We start from the raw sequence: 6,075 nt of genomic DNA on the forward strand, positions 1-6,075 counted from the left end.
GGTTAATTGGTTCATTGGCTGATTAGTGAGGTGGATTGCTGCATCCTCAGGTGGTGATGTGCCCTGCTTTGAGCCTTGGCCTTTTTGCTTGATGGCTACCTTTTATAGGATGGGTGCTTTGTTCAAGCTGCGAACTGAAAACTGCCTGATTGTAAATCTCATTCCAGCCAATGCAATACATCTTCCAGTGCCAACCATTGCGCCCGCCAACAAAAAAAAACTCCCCTGCGGGAGGAGAGTTTTTCATTATCGCTTTGGTTTCAGCTTAGAAAGTAAAGCCTGCGCCAATCGTAAAAACCCTGTTCTTGAATTTTACGATATCTGATGCATCGCTGCCCAAAATATTGCTCAAGCCCAAGCCATAGCCGGCATGAAAGTTAAGCCCATTTTTAAGTTCGAATCCAGCCATAAAGTTAAGGCCGAAATCGCCACGCTTGAAATCTGTTCCCAGTTCAATGTCTTCTTTTGCACCACCAGCCTTGGCGTTGGCATCAACGGCGATGGCGTAATATGGACCAAAACCCAAAAACACCCTGCCTGCATTGCCGGCGTTGAATCTCACTATGGCATTAACCGGAATTTCGATATAGGTAAAGTTCAGGGTTCCAGTAACCATTTCATTGCCGTCTTCAATATCGATAGCGCCGGTTACCTTGGTTCCCTTGTTACTCAAGGTTAATCCAGGTTGTACCGAGAACATGGGCGAAACCGGAATATCAACGGTACCACCTACATAATAAGAGGTTTTAGAATCGAGGCTAACCGAAGCACCCATGGCCGAAACCACCATATTAGGGAAAGCCACGCCGGCCTTGATGCCAAATTTAACCGGAGCGTTTTGGGCAGATGCCGTAAAGGCTAACGTTGCTGCCATCGTCAACAAAAGAAATGTTTTCTTCATCTGTTTGTTTTGTTTATGGTTTTATCTGATTTTCAGCAAAGTTATAATAACTAGACCATTAGTTTACATTTTCGCTCAAATTTAATCTCTAAAAAAAGAGCTTCCTTACGGGAAGCCCTTCATTGCTATAGATTTTGAGAAAGTTATAGTCCGGAATGAACATCCGTTGGACTAACTGCCTGCTAAGTTCTCCTAATTTTTTAATCTTCACCTATCCGTAGCCATTTTTTAACGCTTTTTAACCTGTTTTACGCTTTTTAACAAAAAAGCCTCCCAAATTTGGGAGGCTTTTTCAATATCAGTTGCGTTCAGTTCTTACAAACCGAAAGCGTAAGCTAAACGTAGACCAACGAATGATGCAGTACCATTGTTAGACCATCCTTCGTAACGTACACCAAAATCTAAGCTAGATTTATCGGCTACTGAGAAAGATGCACCAAGACCTGGCGAATAAGCAAATGCAGTTGAACCACCAGTTTCAGTACTGAAAGCAGCACCTAGCTCGGCAACACCGTAGAAGTTGCCACCAAAATAATATTTACCGCCAACTTTAACTGGGATAGTACCTTGGTTTTTAAAGCCTAAATCTTTCCATTCTTTTTTTGGAGACATTGAAATGTAACCTGCAGAACCTGTTAAGTTGAATGATTTAGCTACTGTGTGCTCATATTGCAATGAACCACCATAACCTAAGCTATAACCAGTTGACAAATCGCCCACTGGAAGTGCAAACTCTGCACCTACGCTTAATTTACTTACCGCACCTTCAGTTTGAGCTGATGCTGCAAGGCCTAACCCGGCTACCAATGCTAATGATAATAATAATTTTTTCATGTGTTGTGAAATTAAATTGTTTATTTATTGCCTACTCAGACGCAACAATTCAGCCAATAGTTACAAAACATTCAAAATTATCTGAACAAAAAAGCTAATAAAATGAATTTCAGCTGGTTAATTTTCTAAAAATTTCTTCAAGCGATTCGCCAGCATTCTGGCTCTTCAAGTCGGCCATCGTGGCATTTGCGACAATTTGTCCTTTGCTGATAATGATTACTTCGTCGCAGAGCGCTTCTACCTCCTGCATGATATGCGTAGACAAAATGACAGTCTTATTTTTGCCCAAATCCCTAATCAGTTTCCTAATATCGGCCAATTGGTTAGGATCTAAGCCCGAAGTAGGCTCGTCTAGGATAAGTACCTGCGGATTGTGGATAATAGCCTGGGCCAAACCTACCCTTTGCTTATAGCCTTTGGAGAGCTCGCCTATTTTTTTGTGCTGCTCAGAACCCAGCCCCACCATGGCAATCACTTCGCGAATTCTTTGGTCGAGGTTATGTACACGGTACAACTGGCCTACAAAGCCCAAGAACTCGCGCACATACATTTCATTGTACAATGGCGTATTTTCGGGCAGGTAGCCAATGAGGCTCTTTACCTGCAAGGGAGCAGTTACCACGTTTTGGCCACAAACTTCGGCTTCGCCGGCACTTGGGCTCAGATACCCGGTCAGCATCTTCATGGTTGTAGATTTACCTGCTCCATTCGGGCCCAAAAAGCCTAATATCTGTCCCGGCTTCGCTTCAAAGCTAATGCCATCAACCGCTTTCTGCTGTCCAAAGTATTTGGTTAAAGCCTTTACGCTGATGCTCAATTTATTTGATGGTTAAGTTTGCAAATTTCAATTTTTTCTCGGCCCTATAATTATCCAATTGCTTTCCTGCCAATGCCAATTCGTCGCTCGACAGGATATCTGCACCGTTAGCAACCAATTTTTCATAAACCTTTTGGTTGGGATTGGCTATGGCGCTCTTGTCTAAGTTGCCCATGGTACCCAAAATACAAGTAATTCCTTTGCTGTGCAAATATTCGTACACCGCCTTATCAGGAGCCGACGTACCAACAAAAGCTACAATCCTATGGTTTGGCACGCCCATCTGGTTTAAACGCTCAATATCGGCAATGCTTCTGGCCGATGCCGAAATCATCAAGTCAGGCGCCAAGCGGTGCACTTCGGCGGCCTGATTGGCATTGTAGGTAATGATAATCGAGTTGCTTTCTGATTTGGTTTTACGTACCGAAGCAATAATCTTGGCATAAGGAACACCTTTTTTCAAATCAATGGTAAACAAAACCTTATGCTTGCCCCAGGTTAGTACTTGGTCTAAAGTGGGGATCTTAAAGCTGGTTTCTTTGCCGTTATCGTCTTTGAGCCTGAATTTTTGCAATTCGGCATAGGTATAGTTGCCAATTAGTCCAGTGCCGGTGCTGGTCCTGTCCAATTTATCGTCATGCATGATAACCAATGCCGAATCTTTGCTCAGGGCTACGTCAAACTCGATAATTACAGGCTGATAAGTTGTCGCGTTCTCAAAAGTTTCGATGGCATTTTCGGGAAATCCGTCCATTGGCCCGCCACGGTGCGCGCTGATTAAGGGATAGCCGTCTGTTTTGCGGTTCAGGAAGTTCCTCAATTCATCCGCATTGCGAAACGAAAGGTAAAAATGTTTGGCAGGCGCTACAAACGACAAGCAAACCACGAACACTGCCCCTAGAGCTAGGTATATTTTTTTCATCTTGATATTTTTATTGTTGCAACAACCATGATTTTGCGTTGAAAAGCCACGTTTATTTCCTCCCCAAAAGTAAACGAAATGTTTTAATTGTCCGATGATAGCATATTAAATTGTGATGAATGACTTGTAACATCTGTGCGATTGGTTCATTAATCATTAGTCATTGGTTCATTAGTTCATTGGTTTTAAAACTGATGCCGAACCGCAAACTACAAACTGCCAACTTACAACTGGTAACTTACAACTGCCAACCGCCAACTGTAAACCGATACTTGATACTTTCCCATAACCGAAAACTGTTTTTTATTATCTTTGTCGCATTATGGCTAAATCAAACGACGAACAATTTAAAAATGTAATCTCCCACGCTAAAGAATACGGTTTTGTATTCCAAAGTAGCGAAATATACGACGGACTAAGTGCTGTTTACGACTACGGCCAATTGGGTGCCGAACTTAAAAACAACATCAAAACCTATTGGTGGAAAGCCATGGTGCAAATGCACGAAAACATTGTAGGCATCGATTCGGCAATTTTCATGCATCCCAAAGTTTGGAAAGCCAGTGGCCACGTTGACGGCTTTAACGACCCGATGATCGACAATAAGGATTCGAAAAAACGCTACCGTGCCGACCAGTTGTTGGAGAACAAAATTGACGAACTGTATTCGGAATTAGCCAATTTCAGCGAAGCCAATCAAGCCCAATTCGAAGGATTTCAGCAAAGCATTCTGGCCATGAGCGATGAAGAACAAGCGGCTTGGATCAACGGCTTCAAAAATGAAACCGAAGCTTTAAACAGTTCACAATATCCCTTTGTTGAAGAACCAAGCTGGAGGTTTGTTAAAAAAGGCCTGGCGCTTGAGGTAGAAATGAACCTGGCCCTGAAGGCCGAAAACCTTTCGCAGCTAAAAGACCTGATTGTTGATTATAAGGTAATCTGCCCTATTTCCAAAACTTCTAACTGGACAGACGTACGTCAGTTTAACCTGATGTTCAGCACCCAATTTGGTGCCATGGCCGATGGCAGCGAAGAAGTTTACCTTCGCCCGGAAACCGCACAGGGTATATTCGTCAACTTTCTGAACGTACAAAAAACCGGCAGGATGAAAATTCCTTTTGGCATTGCGCAAATTGGGAAGGCTTTCAGAAACGAGGTTATTGCCCGCCAGTTCATCATGCGCATGCGCGAGTTCGAACAAATGGAAATGCAGTTCTTTGTACGCCCCGGCGAAGACAAAAAATGGTTTGAATATTGGAAAGAGGCCCGCTTGAAATGGCACAAGGCCTTGGGTACCGCTCCAGAAAAATACCGCTACCACGACCATGTTAAATTGGCGCACTATGCCAATGCGGCCACCGATATCGAATTTGAATTCCCATTCGGATTTAAAGAAGTAGAAGGCATCCACAGCCGCACCGATTTCGACTTGTCGCAACACCAGGAATATTCTGGCAAGAAAATGCAGTATTTCGACAGCGACCTCGACGAAAACGGCAAGCCTTATGGCAACTATGTGCCTTATGTGATCGAAACTTCTATTGGCTTAGACCGCATGTTCTTGTTGACTATGATCAATGCACTTGAAGAAGAAGACCTGAGCACTGCCGAAAAGCAAGACAGCCGCACCTTGCTGCGTTTGCACCCTGCCCTCGCTCCTATTAAGGCCGCCATTTTCCCGTTGACCAAAAAAGACGGACTGCCTGAAAAAGCCCGTGAAATTATGGATAGCCTGAAATTGGACTTCAACTGCATCTACGAAGAGAAAGATGCCATTGGCAAGCGTTACCGCAGACAGGATGCAATCGGAACGCCTTTCTGCATCACGGTTGATCACCAAACCCTGGAAGACAATACCGTAACCATCCGCCACCGCGACACGATGGAACAGCAGCGCATCGAAATCAAGGATCTTCATTTTACGATAGACAGCAAGGTAAGCTGGAGAACCTTATTAACTTAATTATTTTATTTCAGGTTAACATTGTATATTCATCCAAGAGCTAAATCCTCTTGGATGTTTTATTTCCGACTTATTTGAATGCCGAAAAAAATAGTTCTACTTATTTTACTTGTGGTTTTAATGGGAAGCAAATCCCGTGCAGCAATCTTTACGGTTCTAAATAACAACGATAGCGGACCAAATTCTTTTAGGGAGGCTTTAACAAAGGCAGCGGCCAACGGAAATAGCGAAATCGATTACATCTATTTCAACATTCCTGGCAATACCGTTGCCGAACGTACGATTAAACTTTTAACAGACCTCCCTTCCATTACAACAGACCTTGTTATTGATGGTTCTACGCAACCCGGCATCGATGTTTCTATAAATGGTGCAAAAATTATATTGGATGGGAGCGGTTTCGCCTATCAGTTTTTTAATGACCAGTCGGTTTTAAAGGTTTCACAGGTCAATGTTTTTGAAATGTACGGAATGGTTGTCAAGAACTTCTTCACCACTTTTATAGGTACTGTAACCGGCCCAAGAGGCCTATATTTTACTAAAAACACAAAAAAAGCAATCACTGTCTCTTATACACATCTAAAAGGGGGGGGGGGGGGGGGGGGGGGGGGGGGGGGGGGGGGGGGGGGGGGGGGGGG

The 6,075-nt window shown here is 43.6% G+C and carries 6 protein-coding genes and 1 pseudogene; 2 read left to right on the plus strand and 5 right to left on the minus strand.

What is annotated here, in order from left to right; all coding sequences use genetic code 11:
- Window positions 1-46: 46 nt before the first annotated feature.
- The 5 genes from JHD69_RS13165 to JHD69_RS13185 all read right to left on the minus strand — a co-directional run bounded on the left by JHD69_RS13165 (window position 47) and on the right by JHD69_RS13185 (window position 3,474).
- Window positions 47-247: a hypothetical protein gene (locus JHD69_RS13165; protein ID WP_199140805.1), complete on the minus strand. Its 201-nt coding sequence runs from the start codon at window positions 245-247 to the stop codon at window positions 47-49.
- Between the two features lie 18 nt (window positions 248-265).
- Window positions 266-901 (minus strand): porin family protein, encoded by a 636-nt coding sequence (locus JHD69_RS13170; protein WP_199140806.1) that lies wholly within the window; start codon window positions 899-901, stop codon window positions 266-268.
- Window positions 902-1,216: 315 nt separating this feature from the next.
- Window positions 1,217-1,735 (minus strand): hypothetical protein, encoded by a 519-nt coding sequence (locus tag JHD69_RS13175; protein ID WP_199140807.1) that lies wholly within the window; start codon window positions 1,733-1,735, stop codon window positions 1,217-1,219.
- Window positions 1,736-1,844: 109 nt separating this feature from the next.
- The gene (locus JHD69_RS13180) at window positions 1,845-2,552 is read right to left on the minus strand and encodes an ATP-binding cassette domain-containing protein (RefSeq protein ID WP_199140808.1); all 708 of its coding nucleotides are present in this window, start codon (window positions 2,550-2,552) and stop codon (window positions 1,845-1,847) included.
- Window position 2,553: 1 nt separating this feature from the next.
- Window positions 2,554-3,474 (minus strand): glycerophosphodiester phosphodiesterase family protein, encoded by a 921-nt coding sequence (locus JHD69_RS13185; RefSeq protein ID WP_199140809.1) that lies wholly within the window; start codon window positions 3,472-3,474, stop codon window positions 2,554-2,556.
- 322 nt (window positions 3,475-3,796) lie between these two features.
- Between JHD69_RS13185 and JHD69_RS13190 the strand changes: the two genes are divergently transcribed.
- Together JHD69_RS13190 and JHD69_RS13195 are read left to right on the plus strand one after the other, a co-directional pair.
- Entirely contained in the window at window positions 3,797-5,437 is a 1,641-nt protein-coding gene (locus JHD69_RS13190; protein WP_199140810.1) for a glycine--tRNA ligase, read from the plus strand.
- A gap of 120 nt (window positions 5,438-5,557) precedes the next feature.
- Window positions 5,558-6,075, plus strand: a pseudogene (locus tag JHD69_RS13195) (hypothetical protein); the annotation flags it as partial.

Source organism: Pedobacter sp. ASV12, assembly GCF_016429155.1.
Classification (GTDB): Bacteria; Bacteroidota; Bacteroidia; order Sphingobacteriales; family Sphingobacteriaceae; genus Pedobacter.